We start from the raw sequence: 14,207 nt of genomic DNA, 5'->3' as shown, positions 1-14,207 counted from the left end.
AGCCTAACGGGCGCCGGATTCGGAGTCGTCTTCACCGCTTCCACCAGCGGCGAACACGTCGGCGTAGCGGCGCCGCTCGGCGGTGGCCCGGTCGGCCGGGCCCAGCTCGAACACGTCGTTGATGCCGGCCTTCGCGGCGGCCAGCGCGTGCCGCGGGCCGTCGAGGAAGCGGCGCGCCCACCCCGCGGCGGTGTCGTACACGTCGTCGGGGGCCACCATCTCGTCGATCAGGCCCAGCTCCAGCGCCTCCTCGGCGTCGAAAAACCGGCCGCTGAACACCAGTTCCTTCGCCTTGCTCGCCCCGGCCGCGCGGGTCAGCCGGGCCATGCCGTCACCGCCGGGGATGAGGCCGGCCAGGACCTCCGTCGCGCCGAACTTCACGTTGTCACCGCTGACGCGCCAATCGGCGGCCAGGGCCAGCGTGAGCCCGGCGCCCAGCGCGTACCCGGTGATCGCGGCAACGGTCGGCTTCGGGATCCGCGCGACGGCGTCGATGGCCTGCTGCCGCGCCCGGGCCGCCGTCTCGGCCTCCGGTCCGGTCAGCGTCCTCAGCTCGGGCATGTCGTCGCCGGCCGAGAAAATCTCGTGGCCACCGAACAGGATGACCGCCGCCACGTCGTCGCGCTCCCCCAGTTCGGCGGCCGCGGAGACGATCTCCCGGTAGAGCTGACGGGTCATCGCGTTCGTCGGGGGTCGCGACAGCAGCAGCATGGCCAGCCCGGCGTCTTGCGAGCCGTCGCTGACCACGGTGCTGACGAACTCGCTCAATGCCGCCACCCCATCCCGCCGGCTTCGCGTGCCTGGTGGTAGCGGTCGGAGTCGAAGAACTCGAAGACCCAGTTGTCGCCCTGGATCTCCAGGTGCGGCTGCACGGTGACGATCTGCCGTTCGACGGCCAGCACTTCCGCGACGGTGCGCCCAGCCAGTGAATCCAGCTGAGTCCACGTCGGCGGCAGCAGAAAACAGCGGCCGGCCGAGAAGTCGTCGATGGCGGCCTGCGGCGTGGTCCAGCCGGCGCGGTCGGATTCGGTGTTCTCGCCGTCGGCCCGCTGCCCGTGCGGCAGTGCGCCCACAAAGAAGTAGGTGTCATAGCGGCGGGTGCGCTCGGCTTCGGGGGTGACCCAGTTGGCCCACGGCCGGAGCAGGTCGGAGCGCAGCTCGAGGTTCTCCCGGCGCAGGAAATCCGCGAACGACAACGTGCCGTCGGCGAGCGCGCGGCGGGCGTCGGCGTACACCGAGGCGTCGCCGACGATCCCGTCCGGGTCACCCGCGGGCCCCGCGAACAGCACCCCGGATTCCTCGAAGGTCTCCCGGGCCGCCGCGCAGACCAGCGCCTCGGCCAAGTCGGGCTCGATGCCGAACCGCTGCGCCCACCACTGTGGCGGCGGGCCGGCCCACGCGATGTCGGCGTTACGGTCGCGGTCATCGACGCCGCCGCCGGGGAACACCATCGTCCCGGCCGCGAACTCCATCTTGGCGTGCCGGCGCATCAGGAAGACGGCGATTCCGTCCGGGTCGTCGCGGATCAGCATCACGGTCGCCGCGGGCCGCGGCACCAGCGGGGCCTCGTCGTTTGGTGTCGTCATAGCTGCCTCCGGTGGGCTGCGCGGGTGCGGACGCGTCGGGCGAAATAACGCCCGTCGACGACGTCGAGGGCGATCGACTGGCCGAACGCGGTGGACAGGTTCTCTGAGGTCAGGACGTCGGTCAGCAGCCCCGCGGCGACCACCTCCCCTTCGGACAGCAGCATGCAATGGCTGAAGCCGGGCGGGATCTCCTCGACGTGGTGGGTGACCAGCACCAGCGCGGGCGCGTCGGGGTCGGCCGCGAGGTCGGCCAGCCGCGCCACCAGCTCCTCGCGCCCACCCAGGTCCAAACCGGCGGCCGGTTCGTCTAGCAGCAGCAGCTCCGGATCGGTCATCAAAGCGCGGGCGATCAACACCCGCTTGCGCTCGCCTTCCGACAGCGTTCCGTAGCTCCGGTCCGCGAGGTGCTCGGCGCCCAGGCTCTCCAGCATGTCGATGGCCCGGCGGTAGTCGACGTCCTCGTAGCGCTCCCGCCAGCGGCCGAGCACCGCGTAGCCGGCCGAGACCACCAGGTCGCGCACCACCTCGTCGGTGGGCACCCGCTGCGCCAGGGCCGATGAACTCAGACCGATCCGGGAGCGCAACTCCGACACGTCGACCCGGCCCAGCCGCTCGCCGAGGACGAAGGCCACGCCCGACGAGGGGTGCTCGGCGGCCGCGGCAATCCGCAGCAGCGACGTCTTGCCGGCCCCGTTCGGGCCGACGATCACCCAGCGCTCGTCGAGTTCGACCGCCCAATCCAACGGCCCGACAAGGGTGTGGCCGCCGCGCCGCAGCGACACTTTCCTGAAGTCGATCAGCAGATCGGGGTCGGCCGCCTCACTCATCTGGTCGGCTCCACCCTCGGATTCTCTCGAATCCTCGAGGCTCACCTCCGGCGTCCGTCTTTGGGCACCCGACCATCGTGCCGTACCGGGGCCGCTACTCGTCGGGCGGGATCTCCACCCTGCGGACCTCGCCGTCCACCGCGTCGGCGGCCTCGATTTCGCCGCGGGTCACGCCCAGCAGAAACAACACCGTGTCCAGGTATGGGTGGCTCAGCGAGGCGTCGGCCACCTCACGCAACGCCGGCTTGGCGTTGAACGCCACGCCCAGCCCGGCCGCGGCCAGCATGTCGATGTCGTTGGCGCCGTCGCCGACGGCGACGGTCTGCGCCATCGGGACCCCGACCCGCTGCGCGAAGTCCCGCAGGGCCGCCGCCTTGCCGGCGCGGTCGACGATCGGGCCGATGACCCGCCCAGTGAGTTTGCCGTCGACGATCTCCAGCTCATTGGCGGCGACGTAGTCCAGCATGAGCTCCTCGGCCAACGGCTCGATGATCCCCCGGAAGCCGCCGGACACCACACCGCAGTGAAAACCCAAGCGCCGCAACGTCCGCAGCGTGGTCCGGGCCCCGGGCATCAGCTCCAGCTGATCGGCGACCTCGTCGATCACCGTGGCCGGCAGACCCGCCAGGGTGGCCACCCGCTGTTCGAGCGACTGCGCGAAGTCCAGCTCGCCCCGCATGGCTGCGTCGGTGATGGCGGCGACCTTCCCCTCGGCGCCCGCCCGGGCGGCCAGCATCTCGATCACCTCGCCCTGCACCAGCGTCGAGTCCACGTCGAACACGATCAGCCGCTTGGCCCGGCGCTCCAGGGTGTAGTCCTCGACGGCCACGTCGACGCGTTTCTCGGCGGACACCTGGTTCAGGGCCGTCCGCAGCGCGGCGTCCGATCCCGGCGGCACCGAGACGCGCAGCTCCAGGCCGGTCACCGGGTAGTCGGAGACGCCGCGGATGAGGTCGATGTTGACCCCCAGGCCGGCCACCGCCCGGGCCACCGCGCCGAACGCACCGGCGGTGATGGGCCGGCCCAGCACGAAGATGGTGTGCGTCGAGGGTTCCCGGATGATCGGCACGTCGTGGCTGTGCTCGATGGTGACGTCCAGGCCCACCCCGCGGATGGCCGACTCAACGTCACGGCGCAGGTCGGGACCGTCGGCGACGTCCGCGGGACAACACACCAGCACGCCCAGGGTCAGGCGGTGCCGAATCACCACCTGTTCGACGTTGAGCAGCTCGACGCCGTGCCCGGAGAGCGCCTCGAAGAGGGCCGAGGTGACGCCCGGTTGGTCCACTCCGGTGACGGTGATCAGCACCGACACCTTCGGTGGTGTGCTCACCCCCGACTCAGCCGCTACTGCTGGGGGGTCGAGCGATCGGGCTCGGTCCGTGGACCGAATCCCTTCGGCGATTCCAGAGCCGTGGCGTGGCGCCCCACATGCGCCTCGGCGCGCAGCCGCTCCACCATGTGCGGGTAGTGCAGCTCGAAAGCCGGTCGCTCCGAACGGATCCGGGGCAGCTCGGTGAAGTTGTGCCGCGGCGGCGGGCAACTGGTCGCCCACTCCAGCGAGTTGCCGTAGCCCCACGGGTCGTCGACGGTCACCACCTCGCCGTAGCGCCAGCTCTTGAAGACATTCCAGACGAACGGGAACATCGACGCGCCCAGGATGAAGGCGCCGACCGTCGAGGCGATGTTGTACGGCTGGAAGCCGTCCGAGGGCAGGTAGTCGGCGTAGCGGCGGGGCATGCCCATGTCGCCGAGCCAGTGCTGCACCAGGAAGGTGGTGTGGAAGCCGATGAAGGTCAGCCAGAAGTGCAGCTTGCCCAGCCGCTCGTCGAGCAGCCGGCCGGTCATCTTGGGGAACCAGAAGTAGACGCCGGCGAACGTCGCGAACACGATCGTGCCGAACAGCACGTAGTGGAAGTGCGCGACCACGAAGTAGGTGTCGGTGACGTGGAAGTCCAGCGGGGGGCTGGCCAGCATCACGCCGGTCAGACCGCCCAGCAGGAAGGTCACCAGGAAGCCCACCGAGAACAGCATCGGGGTCTCGAAGGTGATTTGGCCCTTCCACATCGTGCCGATCCAGTTGAAGAACTTGATCCCCGTGGGCACCGCGATCAGATACGTCATGAACGAAAAGAACGGCAGCAGAACGGCTCCGGTGGCGAACATGTGGTGTGCCCACACCGCGACCGACAACGCGGCGATCGACAGCGTCGCGTAAACCAGGGTGGTGTAACCGAATACCGGCTTGCGGGAGAACACCGGGATGATCTCGGTGATGATCCCGAAGAACGGCAAGGCGATGATGTACACCTCGGGATGGCCGAAGAACCAGAACAGGTGTTGCCACAGCAGCACCCCGCCGTTGGCCGCGTCGTAGACGTGGGCCCCTAGATGTCGATCGGCGGCCAGCCCGAACAGCGCGGCGGTCAGGATCGGGAACGCGATCAGGATCAGGATCGACGTCACGAGGATGTTCCACGTGAAGATCGGCATCCGGAACATCGTCATGCCGGGCGCGCGCATGCACACCACGGTGGTGATCATGTTGACCGCACCCAGGATGGTGCCCAGACCGGCGACGATCAGGCCCGTGATCCACAGGTCTCCCCCGGCGCCGGGCGAGTGGACGGCGTCGGACAGCGGCGTGTAGGCCGTCCAGCCGAAGTCGGCGGCGCCACCCGGGACGATGAAGCCCGCCGACGCGGTCAGACCGCCGAACAGGAACAGCCAGAACGAGAAGGCGTTCAGCCGAGGGAAAGCCACGTCGGGCGCGCCGATCTGCAGCGGCAGCACCAGGTTGGCGAACCCGAACACGACCGGCGTCGCGTACAGCAGCAGCATGATCGTGCCGTGCATGGTGAACAGCTGGTTGTACTGCTCATTCGACAGGAACTGCAGCCCCGGCGCGGCCAGCTCGGTGCGCATCAACAGGGCCATCAGTCCGCCGATGAAGAAGAAGACGAAGCAGGTGACCGTGTACATGATGCCGATCATCTTGTGATCGGTGGTGGTGATCAGTTTGTAGACGAGGTTCCCTTTGGGGCCGGTCCGGTCCGGGTACGGACGAACGGCCTCGAGTTCTCCCAAGGGGGGCGCTTCGGCTGTCAACAGCTTCTCCAAACATCCGGATAGGACAGGGGCCCAAAATACAGAGCTGACACGAATCTTAACCGTCGATCCTGCCGACGTCAGGGCTGGTCCTACAAACTGTCGTAAACGGGTCGGCGGCGCGGCGTGTCCGTTCGGAGGGGCAAGCCGCGAGCCGGCGGGTGTTAGCGTCTGACGCGTGCTTTTCGGCGTGACCCGACCCGTGTCCCTGCGCGCGGCCGCCGCGCTGACGGCGGCGCTCGCCGTCGCATGCAGCGGTTGCGGATCGGGCAAGCCCGGAACTATGGCGCCGACTCCCACGCTGGTCACCCCCACCACCCAGATCGCCGGGGCGGGTGTGCTCGGAAACGACCGCCGCCCCGACGAGTCGTGCGCACGGGATGCCGCCGCGGCCGATCCGGGGCCGAAGACGCGGCAGGCCCACAACGCGGCCAGCGTCACCCCGGACATGGTGCAGGTGCCCGCCGAGCCTCAGCGCATCGTGGTGCTCTCGGGCGACCAGCTCGACGCCCTGTGCGCGCTCGGCCTGCAATCGCGGGTGGTCGGTGCCGCGCTGCCGGACGGGTCCTCGAACCAGCCCGCCTACCTGGGCAGCGCGGTGCGCGGCGTGCCCGGCGTCGGGACCCGCAGCAACCCGGACCTGGCCGGCATCGCGGCGACCCACCCCGACCTCATCCTGGGCTCGCAGGGGTTGACGCCCAAGCTCTACCCGCAGCTGGCCGCGATCGCCCCGACGGTGTTCACCGCGGCCCCCGGGGCGGCCTGGGAAGAGAACCTGCGCGGCGTGGGCGCCGCGACGGCGCGCGGTGCCGCGATGGACGCGCTGCTCAACGGCTTTGCGCAGCGGGCCAGCGACGTCGGCGCCAGGCATGACGCGTCCCACTTTCAAGCGTCCATCGTGCAGCTGACCACCGACACGATCCGGATCTACGGCACCAACAACTTCCCGGCCAGCGTGCTGGGCGCCGTCGGGGTGGACCGGCCGGCGGCCCAGCGGTTCACCGACAAGCCGTACATCGAGATCCGCGCCACCGACGACGACCTGGCCAAGAACCCGGACCTCTCCGCCGCCGATGCCGACGTCGTCTATGTGTCGTGTGCGTCACCGGCGGCCGCCCAGCGCGCCGCCACCGTGCTGGACAGCAACCCGTGGCGCAAGCTGTCCGCGAACCATGACAACCGCGTCTACGTCGTCAACGACGAGCTGTGGCAGACCGGCGAGGGCCTGGTCGCGGCCCGCGGCATCGTCGACGACCTACGCCTGGTCAACGCCCCCATCAATTAGCGCGCGGGCGAGCGGATACCCGCGGCCCTAAGGTGAGAACGAGCGGCCTCCGGTTGGCCCGGGACCATTACCTTAGCTAAACTTTTGCAGACGCGACCACATCGAAGAGGGATATTCATGAGCACTGTTTCGGCGTACGCCGCGACGTCGGCGACCGAACCGTTGACCAAGACCACCATCGAGCGGCGTGACCCCGGCCCACACGACGTAGCGATCGACATCAAGTTCGCCGGCATCTGCCACTCCGACATCCACACCGTCAAGGCCGAGTGGGGTACGCCGAACTACCCCGTGGTGCCCGGCCATGAGATCGCCGGCGTCGTCTCCGCGGTCGGCTCCGAGGTCAGCAGGTACAAGGTCGGCGACCACGTCGGCGTGGGCTGCATGGTGAACTCCTGCGGCCGGTGCAGCAGCTGCAAGGCCGGGCTCGAGCAGTACTGCAAGCCGGGCGCGACCTTCACCTACAACTCCATCGACAAAGACGGCACGCCGACGCAGGGCGGCTACAGCCAGGGCGTCGTCGTCGACGAGAACTTCGTGGTGCGCATCCCCGACTCGCTGCCGCTAGACAAGGCGGCGCCTCTGCTGTGCGCGGGCGTCACGCTGTTCTCGCCGCTGCGCCACTGGAAGGCCGGCGAGGGCACGCGGCTGGCGATCATCGGCCTGGGCGGCCTGGGGCACATGGGCGTCAAGCTCGGCGCGGCGATGGGCGCCGAGGTGACCGTGCTGTCGCAGTCGCTGAAGAAGATGGAGGACGGCCTGCGGCTGGGCGCCAAGCACTACTACGCCACCGCCGACCCCGACACCTTCAAGAAGTTGCGGAACAGCTTCGACCTGATCCTGAACACCGTCTCGGCGAACCTGAAACTCAACGACTACCTGAGCCTGCTCGACGTCGACGGCACCCTCGTCGAATTGGGCATTCCCGAGCACCCCATGGAGGTGGGGGCGTTCCCGCTGGCGCTGGCGCGGCGCAGCCTCTCCGGGTCGAACATCGGCGGGATCGCCGAAACCCAGGAAATGCTGGACTTCTGCGCCGAACACGACGTGACGCCCGAAATCGAGCTGATCGAGCCGGATTACATCAACGAGGCATACGAGCGCGTCCTGGCGAGCGACGTTCGCTACCGCTTCGTCATCGACATCTCGAAGCTATGAGGCGACCTCGGACGGCTCGTCGGGCGCGCAGTCGCGGGCGATGACTTCGGCCGCCTCCGCGTGCTCGTCGTCGGGAACAACCTCGCTGACGTCGATGCCGGCCAGCGGCCATCCGGCCGCGGCCAACGTGGCGGCCACCCGGATGATGTTTTCCTTGCCGGCGTCGAATTGCGTCATGTCGGAGATGAATTCGGCGATTTCGTCGCGATCGATGGGGTGATCGATGGCCTCCGGAGACCCTTCCTGCGCGGTGATGTGGCGCACCACCTCGCGGATCTGGTCTTCGGTCAGCGGTGTGCTGCGCAGCAATGCCATCAGCGGCACGCGGTCCGGGCCGGGGACGCCGTTCGGGTAGCCGACCTGCAGCCACTGGATCACTGAACGGCAGAAATGGTGGCGGTGATCCTTCTCGGAGGACGCGGGTTTCGTCACCAGAACAGTGTCAGGGCAGTGGCATCACCGGCGCTAGCGAGCCGTCGCTCCGTGCCCACAATTCACATGCCGTTCATTGCCCGAACATGTCCGGGTCGGGCGCGGCGCCTGAGGTTAAATGGCCCGTCTTGTCGTCGCCCATCCCTACGATCGAGGCGTGCTCAAGGCGCTCGTCGTGCTCCCGTTGGCCTGCGGCGTGGTCGTCGGCGTCGTCGACCACAGCCCTGGGATGGCTTTCGCGGCGTTCTACCTGATGCTGCTGCTCGAGGTGCTGGTCGGGTGGTCAACCAACCGTCAATGGCCGCGCGGGGGACGGGCCGTATTCGAGGCCGTTGACGCGATGGACGGGGTGGAGTTCGAGGGCTACGTGGCCGCCCGCCTGCGCCGCGCGGGCTGGCGGGTTACGTTCACGCCGCCGGTCGGCGACTACGGAGTCGACCTGATCGCGGAAAAGGACGGCCACTCCGTGGCCGTCCAGTGCAAGCGCCACGGCAAATCGGTGGGCATCGCCGCCGTCCAGCAGGTGGTCTCCGGCGCCCGCCACCACGGGTGCGTCAGGAGCATCGTGGTGAGCAATCAGGAATTCACCCGGGCCGCAAAGCAATTGGCGCATACCCATGGCTGCCAATTGATCGGCCGCAAAGTATTGCAGGCCTGGGTGCCGCCGCCGGCATGGAGCGCCAAGAATCCCGCGGGAAGAAAATCGGCCCAGCCGGCGTCTGAATAGGAGATCGGGCCGGCCCCAGTCCCTCCCCCCCGACGTGTGCGGCCGGCCCGATTCTCACCAACCTGCGGTTTTAGAAGTCCCAGTCCTCGTCTTCGGTGACGACGGCCTTGCCGATCACATAGGACGAACCCGAGCCGGAGAAGAAGTCGTGGTTCTAAACCGCCCCCAGTTCAAGGAGACGAAAACCGTTCTACCTGCCAAAAGGGGTCACACTCAGTCACGCTCAAACAGGCACTTCTGTGGGCAATTGTGGGCAAAATGTGGGCACGGGCGTACGCATGAACAGCGAAAGACAAGGCGGTCGACCCCCGCGAACAAGCATCCGGTCCATACCTAAGGAAACGCTGCGAGTACTGCGGACCTCTCACCGGGGGACCTAGTCGTCGTCGCTTTTCCTTGGCTCCCTGATGGCGCGTACCAGCGAGGAGGCGAACTCGAAGATGCTTGGTGCTCCGAACACTGCAACGGCCTCCCAGGGGGCCTTCACAAGTACGGCCGTGAGTGCGCCAGCGAGCGACAGTACGACAACCGCTGTGGACTGCCATTGACCACGCCTAACGGATCGCGTATCGCCGTGCGCCAGGGTCGTGTCAACCTCAACCTGCGCATCGAGCGCCTTCTCTGCCATCGACAGAATCCGGTCCGCGGCACCAGGAAGCACATCGTTGTAGGCCCGATACTCCGCCGCTGGCGGCAGTGGCCCTCGATAGGAAGTAAGTGTTTGCTTTACCTCGCGAGTTACGCGCTTAGCGACCTTTGCGACGACCTCGGCCTCAACGACGTCGTCGTCATCATCATCATCATCTAACTTGTCGGGTTGTCCATCGCCGACCGTATCGAGGCGCCCGTTTTCTCCCACGCTCGCCGGATTTGCGCTCCCGACCGCGTCGAGCGAATCCGCTCCGGAGTCCGCAGCTTCCTCGGATGAATGCTGGGCATCACCTCCACCCCCCGACTCCTGGCCCGAGATTGCGCCAGTGCGCTCGCTGTCACCCGGTTGCTCATGCGTCAACGCTAACCTTCCGTCTGAACTGCCGCCAGCCAGCGACGATCACCTTATAGCTGAACTATGTCTCGGCGGACAATATTCTGTCTCAAGTCAACACCAGCCCCATCTCTCACGTCTCGGCCAGCACATCCTCCGGTGATCTGCCCGTCTCGCCCGTATACCCACTCGGTAAACGCCGCCTCGCCGCGTCCATGATCGAACATGGCGCGCGCAGCGTCGCCCGCCGCCGAACCCGCCGGCAGACCTAGAAACCGGTAACGCTCAAGCGCGCTCAACCCGATCGCCACCTCCGAGGGCATCACACGCAGCCATGCCAAATCGTCACTGGTCAGCAAATACAGAATCGGATCATCCGCCGCCGCCACGCCATCACCACCATCCGCCGCCTTCTGCACCTGCGCCCGACGCCACGACCGCTGCACCGATCCTAACGATCGGCCTAGCGTCTCGGCGATACGCCGGAAGGTGTAACCCTCGGCCCGCAACTCGGCCACCTCCCGGTCGCGGTCATCCACCATCCGACCAGCGTATTCGCCGCCAGCAAACTTGGTGTATCGGCTCGCCGGTGATGTATCGGCCTAGAAGCGATACAGCCAGCAAATCCCGGTCAATCGCCCTATTCGCTTCGCCAGAGCGAACTTTCAAACACTACGGCCCGGCAGTTTGCTGTACTCGCGTAGTTCCTATTTCAGGGGCATGGCCTAGCTTGCGGGGGGAGACACCAAGACAGAACCGTCCCGCAAAGCGCCCTCCCAAAAGCTTTGCCGGGCAGGTCCCCTCGCTGCCTAGCTCGGCATCGCGGCGGTCGCGTGCGGTTCGCTGGTATGGCGTTGAGGCGCACCCTGTTTCGGGCCGCGTTGTGTTCGCTGTTACATTGTGCGCCAATGGCTTTCGGCCATACAGTGCATTGCGATTTACAGGGCTGCTGTGGTATTGTTGGTGTTTGCTGGGACGACGGGTTTGGGGGCAGAGGTGGCACCGTGAGCATCGACCGCGATCAGGTCGTGGACCTTGACACCGACGACGGTGGCGAGGGCTGGTCGTTCGCGGATTTGCGGCGCACCGGGCAGCCCGACCCGGAGTTGTTCAACGAGGCATGGCAGGAGTCGCGTCGGCAGGCCCGCGCCGAGCGTGATGCGAGGGCGGCGGTGGCGCGCCGGCAGGCGGTGGAGCGCAATGTGGCTGAGAGCCGGATGCGGGTCGCGCAGCGCCGCAGCCGGACGCAGACCACCGGGCGGGTCACGAAAGCGGCGCAGCGGGTTCCGCAGCCGGTGCGGTCGGCCCCGTCTGCCGGTGTTGTCGAGTTGTTGGGCGCGTCCGGTCAGCCGGTGCCGCCCGCAGGCACGCTCTTGCGGTATGCGCGGCTCGGTACCGGTGGTGCGGTGGTGGCGATCACGGCCGACAGCGTGATCGGCGGTTACCGGCGGTTCATGGTGTGGGCGATGGAGGGCGACGATTGGCGCTGGGTCGGAGGCGGTCTCGATGAGGCGCCGATACGGGAGCTGGCCGAGCAAGTGGCGGGGGGGGGGGCTCGTAGTCTGAACCCACGCCCGCGCACTTCCTCTCCGATGCCCGTCTGATGATGACGCAATCGGAGCCGGGCGCCCGGAGCCCTGTGTCAGCCGCTCTTGCTGCGGCTGCGCGGCGGCTTGTCTGCGGGTGCGGCGTAGCCGGAGTCGATCCAGCACTTGGCGACGACGGGCGGTACGTGGGCCACGCCGCCGGGCCGGTACAAGGTGCCGTCGTGGGAACAGCGGAATGGTGGATTGATTTTCACCGGTCCGTCAAATTCGGGTCCGCTCACTGCGGTGACGGCCATGTTTGTCATGTCGGCAAATTCTCGACGACCATGACGGCGGCGGGCCTGACCACAGCCAAATTTAATCTTTCTTCGGCGACGAACCTCACGACGTTGTTGGTGAAGTCGTTGCCCGCGAAGCCCATTCGCATCACCAGTGCCTCGCGGACGACGACCTGACCGAACTTTGCGCTGTCCAGCAAAATCGCGGTGCCGTCGGCGATCTGGGTGGTCTGCAAAACACTGATTCCCCACAGTGAATCGGGTTCGTCGTTGGCCGGATCGGGCGTGAGGATGTAGCGGGCATAGAGGTCTTTGATCTCCTTGAGCGCAGTCCACGTGTTCGGCGACACGATGAACATGTCCGGCACGGCGAGCGCGCTGCCGGTGCGCAACGCGGCCATCGCGAGTTGGATGGAGTCGATCGCGGTGAAATTCCCGGTGGTGGGGTCGGCGGCGGCGTTATGCGTCAATACGCCGGTGGTGTTGAGCAGCCCGGTCAACTGGCCTGATGCGCCGCTACCGTTGATGAATTGCTGGTTTTCGGCGTAGATGACCTGCCGGTACTGCTCGGCGTGCGCGTAGGAAGTGAAAGCGTCCCAGTCGGACAGAATTTCCCACGTCAAACCCAGATGGCAGGCGATTTTCTGCATCGGCAGCGTGAGTTGCGCCAGCTGGAAAACAAGCTCGGGCTTGGCTGCGCCTTCAGCGACCACGCCGGCTGCCCCGGTGGTGCCGGTGTGCTGCACGAACTCTATCGACGGGCTCTCGGTAGCGTAGCCGGGCCAGCAGTCCGCGAGCCGTGGTTCGTGCTCGATGACCTGGATCGGCCACGGATACAACGCGGGCGGCAGCATGCCGTCAGGGCTGAAGAAGTCGCGCTGCTCGAGGTCGGCATTGATCGCATACGATTCGCGGCGCTGCAAGGCGTCATGCATGCGGCGCAGGTCGCGTTCTTTGAACCGCAACGGCGCGAACCGCGACGCGCGGTGCTCCGGCCGGATTTTGGTGGTGCTCACGCTGGTTGTCCTTCCGGGCTGAGAGTTGCCGCCGTTGACGCGGGCCGACAGCCGCGCGACGCCGGCGTCCACTTCGCGGATGCGATCGAGTTGCTGATCGATGTCACGCAGCTCGGCGACCATTTCATCGAGCGCACGGGACTCGCGCGCCGTGAGTTTTTCGCGGCGTTGCTGATCGCGGATGCCGCGCAGCCACCGAGCGGCGTTGTCGCGGAGACTGGCTCGCCGCTGTTCAAGCAAGGTTGGGTCGACGTTGGTCATGTTGCGGCTTTCTCAGATGGCGGTGCGCATCCCTTTCGGGGGATAGAAGGTGGACGGCGCGGCGACCCCTGTCAATTTCGCCGCGACAGATCGGTTATTTGAAAAGGTGGCGCCTGCCGCCGCCGCCGCCCTGTGACGCCGGAGCCCGCATAGGTCCGCTTGCGGCTTGCGTCCAAGCCGGGCGTGCCGGGGCGGTGTGTCTGGCTCGTCACCGCGCCACGCGTCAAACAGCAGCGTAACCCTATACACCGCTGAGTCGGCAGCAACCTCGTCGCCCGTGTTGCGCTGCGCCGCAATATGTTTGCCGTTACTTGGGTGGTTTGGGTGGCGGTGGTTTCCGGATGCGGATTTCGGAGATCGGCGGCGGCGGTGGCGGCGGGTCCATCGGCGGCAGCGGAAACTGCTCGCGCATGATGCGCCGGGCTTCCGCGTTCTCGACCGCTTCGAGCGCGGACGCCAACGCTTCGTCGTACGGATCGCGGGTCTCGTTGGCCTTCTCGCGGGCTTCACGCGCCCTATCGCACAGTGACATCGGTGCTTCCTTTCATTCCTCCTGGGGCGGGGTGTGCTGCACGATTTCGTCCACTCCGGGGCGTCGCCGCGAGGGCTTCCGGTACACGTTCTGGACGTCGCACGCCAAGTCGTCGGATGCGTGCGCCCACGCTTCAATCTCGCTGCGCCATTAGGTCAGTGCCGCGATCTGCACGTCGTGTTTGTGGACTTTGCCCGGTTCGAACACCACCAGCACCCACGGGCATACCGGCGACGGTCGGGTCGGCGGCGGGTGCGGCGGCGGGGCAGCGGGGCGGTGCGACCGCGCAACCGCCCGCCGCACCCGCTGGCGGCGGCGGCGACGCGCACCCCGGTGACCAGTCATCTAGTCGGCTTCTGCTGCGAGGGCGTCGATAATCCGCAGCGCGATGAGCGACGCGACCTCGGCGTCAGCGAAGCGGTGCAATCGGAGCTGTGGTAACCGTTCACGACGCGGAAATATCCG

At 67.3% G+C, this 14,207-nt stretch carries 16 protein-coding genes and 1 pseudogene; 4 read left to right on the top strand and 13 right to left on the bottom strand.

Annotation, left to right across the window (positions count from 1 at the left end):
- Nucleotides 1-3: 3 nt before the first annotated feature.
- From A5750_RS23180 to ctaD, 5 genes are all read right to left on the bottom strand, one after another.
- A complete protein-coding gene (locus A5750_RS23180) occupies nucleotides 4-768 on the bottom strand; it encodes an enoyl-CoA hydratase (RefSeq protein WP_067266235.1) in 765 nt (254 codons plus the stop codon).
- Nucleotides 765-1,586: an NUDIX domain-containing protein gene (locus A5750_RS23175; protein ID WP_066952366.1), complete on the bottom strand. Its 822-nt coding sequence runs from the start codon at nucleotides 1,584-1,586 to the stop codon at nucleotides 765-767. Before A5750_RS23175 ends, A5750_RS23180 begins: the two co-directional genes overlap by 4 nt.
- Nucleotides 1,583-2,413: an ABC transporter ATP-binding protein gene (locus A5750_RS23170; protein ID WP_067265995.1), complete on the bottom strand. Its 831-nt coding sequence runs from the start codon at nucleotides 2,411-2,413 to the stop codon at nucleotides 1,583-1,585. Before A5750_RS23170 ends, A5750_RS23175 begins: the two co-directional genes overlap by 4 nt.
- Before the next feature lie 94 nt (nucleotides 2,414-2,507).
- Nucleotides 2,508-3,746 carry a phosphoserine phosphatase SerB gene (serB, locus tag A5750_RS23165; protein ID WP_066952362.1) on the bottom strand — a complete coding sequence of 413 codons (1,239 nt, stop codon included), beginning with the start codon at nucleotides 3,744-3,746 and terminating at the stop codon, nucleotides 2,508-2,510.
- 14 nt (nucleotides 3,747-3,760) lie between these two features.
- A complete protein-coding gene (gene ctaD / locus A5750_RS23160) occupies nucleotides 3,761-5,521 on the bottom strand; it encodes a cytochrome c oxidase subunit I (RefSeq protein WP_066952670.1) in 1,761 nt (586 codons plus the stop codon).
- Nucleotides 5,522-5,723: 202 nt separating this feature from the next.
- On the opposite strand from ctaD, the gene A5750_RS23155 reads away from it, so the two are divergent.
- Complete coding sequence (locus A5750_RS23155; RefSeq protein ID WP_231989293.1) at nucleotides 5,724-6,806, top strand: iron-siderophore ABC transporter substrate-binding protein; 1,083 nt, start codon at nucleotides 5,724-5,726, stop codon at nucleotides 6,804-6,806.
- A gap of 117 nt (nucleotides 6,807-6,923) precedes the next feature.
- Nucleotides 6,924-7,964, top strand: a complete 1,041-nt coding sequence (locus tag A5750_RS23150) for an NAD(P)-dependent alcohol dehydrogenase (RefSeq protein ID WP_067265992.1) — start codon at nucleotides 6,924-6,926, stop codon at nucleotides 7,962-7,964.
- Here the strand turns inward: A5750_RS23150 and A5750_RS23145 are convergent.
- A complete protein-coding gene (locus A5750_RS23145) occupies nucleotides 7,959-8,396 on the bottom strand; it encodes a DUF3349 domain-containing protein (RefSeq protein WP_067265989.1) in 438 nt (145 codons plus the stop codon). The genes A5750_RS23150 and A5750_RS23145 overlap by 6 nt on opposite strands.
- Nucleotides 8,397-8,514: 118 nt before the next feature.
- On the opposite strand from A5750_RS23145, the gene A5750_RS23140 reads away from it, so the two are divergent.
- Nucleotides 8,515-9,123, top strand: coding sequence for a restriction endonuclease (locus A5750_RS23140; protein ID WP_156664397.1), 609 nt, complete (start codon nucleotides 8,515-8,517; stop codon nucleotides 9,121-9,123).
- A gap of 70 nt (nucleotides 9,124-9,193) precedes the next feature.
- Here A5750_RS23140 and A5750_RS26685 read toward each other — a convergent pair.
- The 3 genes and pseudogenes from A5750_RS26685 to A5750_RS23130 all read right to left on the bottom strand — a co-directional run.
- A pseudogene (locus tag A5750_RS26685) lies at nucleotides 9,194-9,277 on the bottom strand (hypothetical protein); the annotation flags it as partial.
- A 222-nt stretch (nucleotides 9,278-9,499) separates the two neighbouring features.
- On the bottom strand, nucleotides 9,500-10,135 hold the full coding sequence (locus A5750_RS25605; RefSeq protein WP_197505509.1) for a DUF2335 domain-containing protein: 636 nt from the start codon (nucleotides 10,133-10,135) through the stop codon (nucleotides 9,500-9,502).
- Nucleotides 10,136-10,179: 44 nt separating this feature from the next.
- Nucleotides 10,180-10,650, bottom strand: coding sequence for a helix-turn-helix domain-containing protein (locus A5750_RS23130; protein WP_067265982.1), 471 nt, complete (start codon nucleotides 10,648-10,650; stop codon nucleotides 10,180-10,182).
- A 462-nt stretch (nucleotides 10,651-11,112) separates the two neighbouring features.
- Between A5750_RS23130 and A5750_RS23125 the strand changes: the two genes are divergently transcribed.
- Nucleotides 11,113-11,712: a hypothetical protein gene (locus tag A5750_RS23125; RefSeq protein ID WP_067265979.1), complete on the top strand. Its 600-nt coding sequence runs from the start codon at nucleotides 11,113-11,115 to the stop codon at nucleotides 11,710-11,712.
- A gap of 38 nt (nucleotides 11,713-11,750) precedes the next feature.
- On the opposite strand, the gene A5750_RS23120 is transcribed toward A5750_RS23125, so the two are convergent.
- From A5750_RS23120 to A5750_RS26010, 4 genes are all read right to left on the bottom strand, one after another.
- Nucleotides 11,751-11,960, bottom strand: coding sequence for a hypothetical protein (locus A5750_RS23120; protein ID WP_067265976.1), 210 nt, complete (start codon nucleotides 11,958-11,960; stop codon nucleotides 11,751-11,753).
- Nucleotides 11,957-13,210 (bottom strand): phage major capsid protein, encoded by a 1,254-nt coding sequence (locus A5750_RS23115; RefSeq protein ID WP_067265973.1) that lies wholly within the window; start codon nucleotides 13,208-13,210, stop codon nucleotides 11,957-11,959. Before A5750_RS23115 ends, A5750_RS23120 begins: the two co-directional genes overlap by 4 nt.
- 307 nt (nucleotides 13,211-13,517) lie before the next feature.
- Complete coding sequence (locus tag A5750_RS23110; protein ID WP_067265970.1) at nucleotides 13,518-13,742, bottom strand: hypothetical protein; 225 nt, start codon at nucleotides 13,740-13,742, stop codon at nucleotides 13,518-13,520.
- 150 nt (nucleotides 13,743-13,892) lie between these two features.
- Nucleotides 13,893-14,087 (bottom strand): hypothetical protein, encoded by a 195-nt coding sequence (locus tag A5750_RS26010; protein WP_156664396.1) that lies wholly within the window; start codon nucleotides 14,085-14,087, stop codon nucleotides 13,893-13,895.
- Nucleotides 14,088-14,207: the final 120 nt, after the last annotated feature.

This window comes from Mycobacterium sp. 852002-51613_SCH5001154, from assembly GCF_001667425.1.
In the GTDB taxonomy this organism is placed as follows: domain Bacteria; phylum Actinomycetota; class Actinomycetes; order Mycobacteriales; family Mycobacteriaceae; genus Mycobacterium.
The sequence above is the reverse complement of the archived record's forward strand: the minus strand, read 5'-3'. Positions and strand labels throughout refer to the sequence as shown.

Coding starts and splice junctions, on each gene's coding strand:
- A5750_RS23175 (WP_066952366.1), bottom strand. CDS start 1,586: ATGACGACACCAAACGACGAGGCCCCGCTGGTGCCGCGGCCCGCGGCG.
- A5750_RS26010 (WP_156664396.1), bottom strand. CDS start 14,087: ATGACTGGTCACCGGGGTGCGCGTCGCCGCCGCCGCCAGCGGGTGCGG.
- A5750_RS23115 (WP_067265973.1), bottom strand. CDS start 13,210: ATGACCAACGTCGACCCAACCTTGCTTGAACAGCGGCGAGCCAGTCTC.
- A5750_RS23110 (WP_067265970.1), bottom strand. CDS start 13,742: ATGTCACTGTGCGATAGGGCGCGTGAAGCCCGCGAGAAGGCCAACGAG.
- A5750_RS23120 (WP_067265976.1), bottom strand. CDS start 11,960: ATGACAAACATGGCCGTCACCGCAGTGAGCGGACCCGAATTTGACGGA.
- A5750_RS23150 (WP_067265992.1), top strand. CDS start 6,924: ATGAGCACTGTTTCGGCGTACGCCGCGACGTCGGCGACCGAACCGTTG.
- A5750_RS23170 (WP_067265995.1), bottom strand. CDS start 2,413: ATGAGTGAGGCGGCCGACCCCGATCTGCTGATCGACTTCAGGAAAGTG.
- A5750_RS23140 (WP_156664397.1), top strand. CDS start 8,515: ATGGCCCGTCTTGTCGTCGCCCATCCCTACGATCGAGGCGTGCTCAAG.
- A5750_RS23130 (WP_067265982.1), bottom strand. CDS start 10,650: ATGGTGGATGACCGCGACCGGGAGGTGGCCGAGTTGCGGGCCGAGGGT.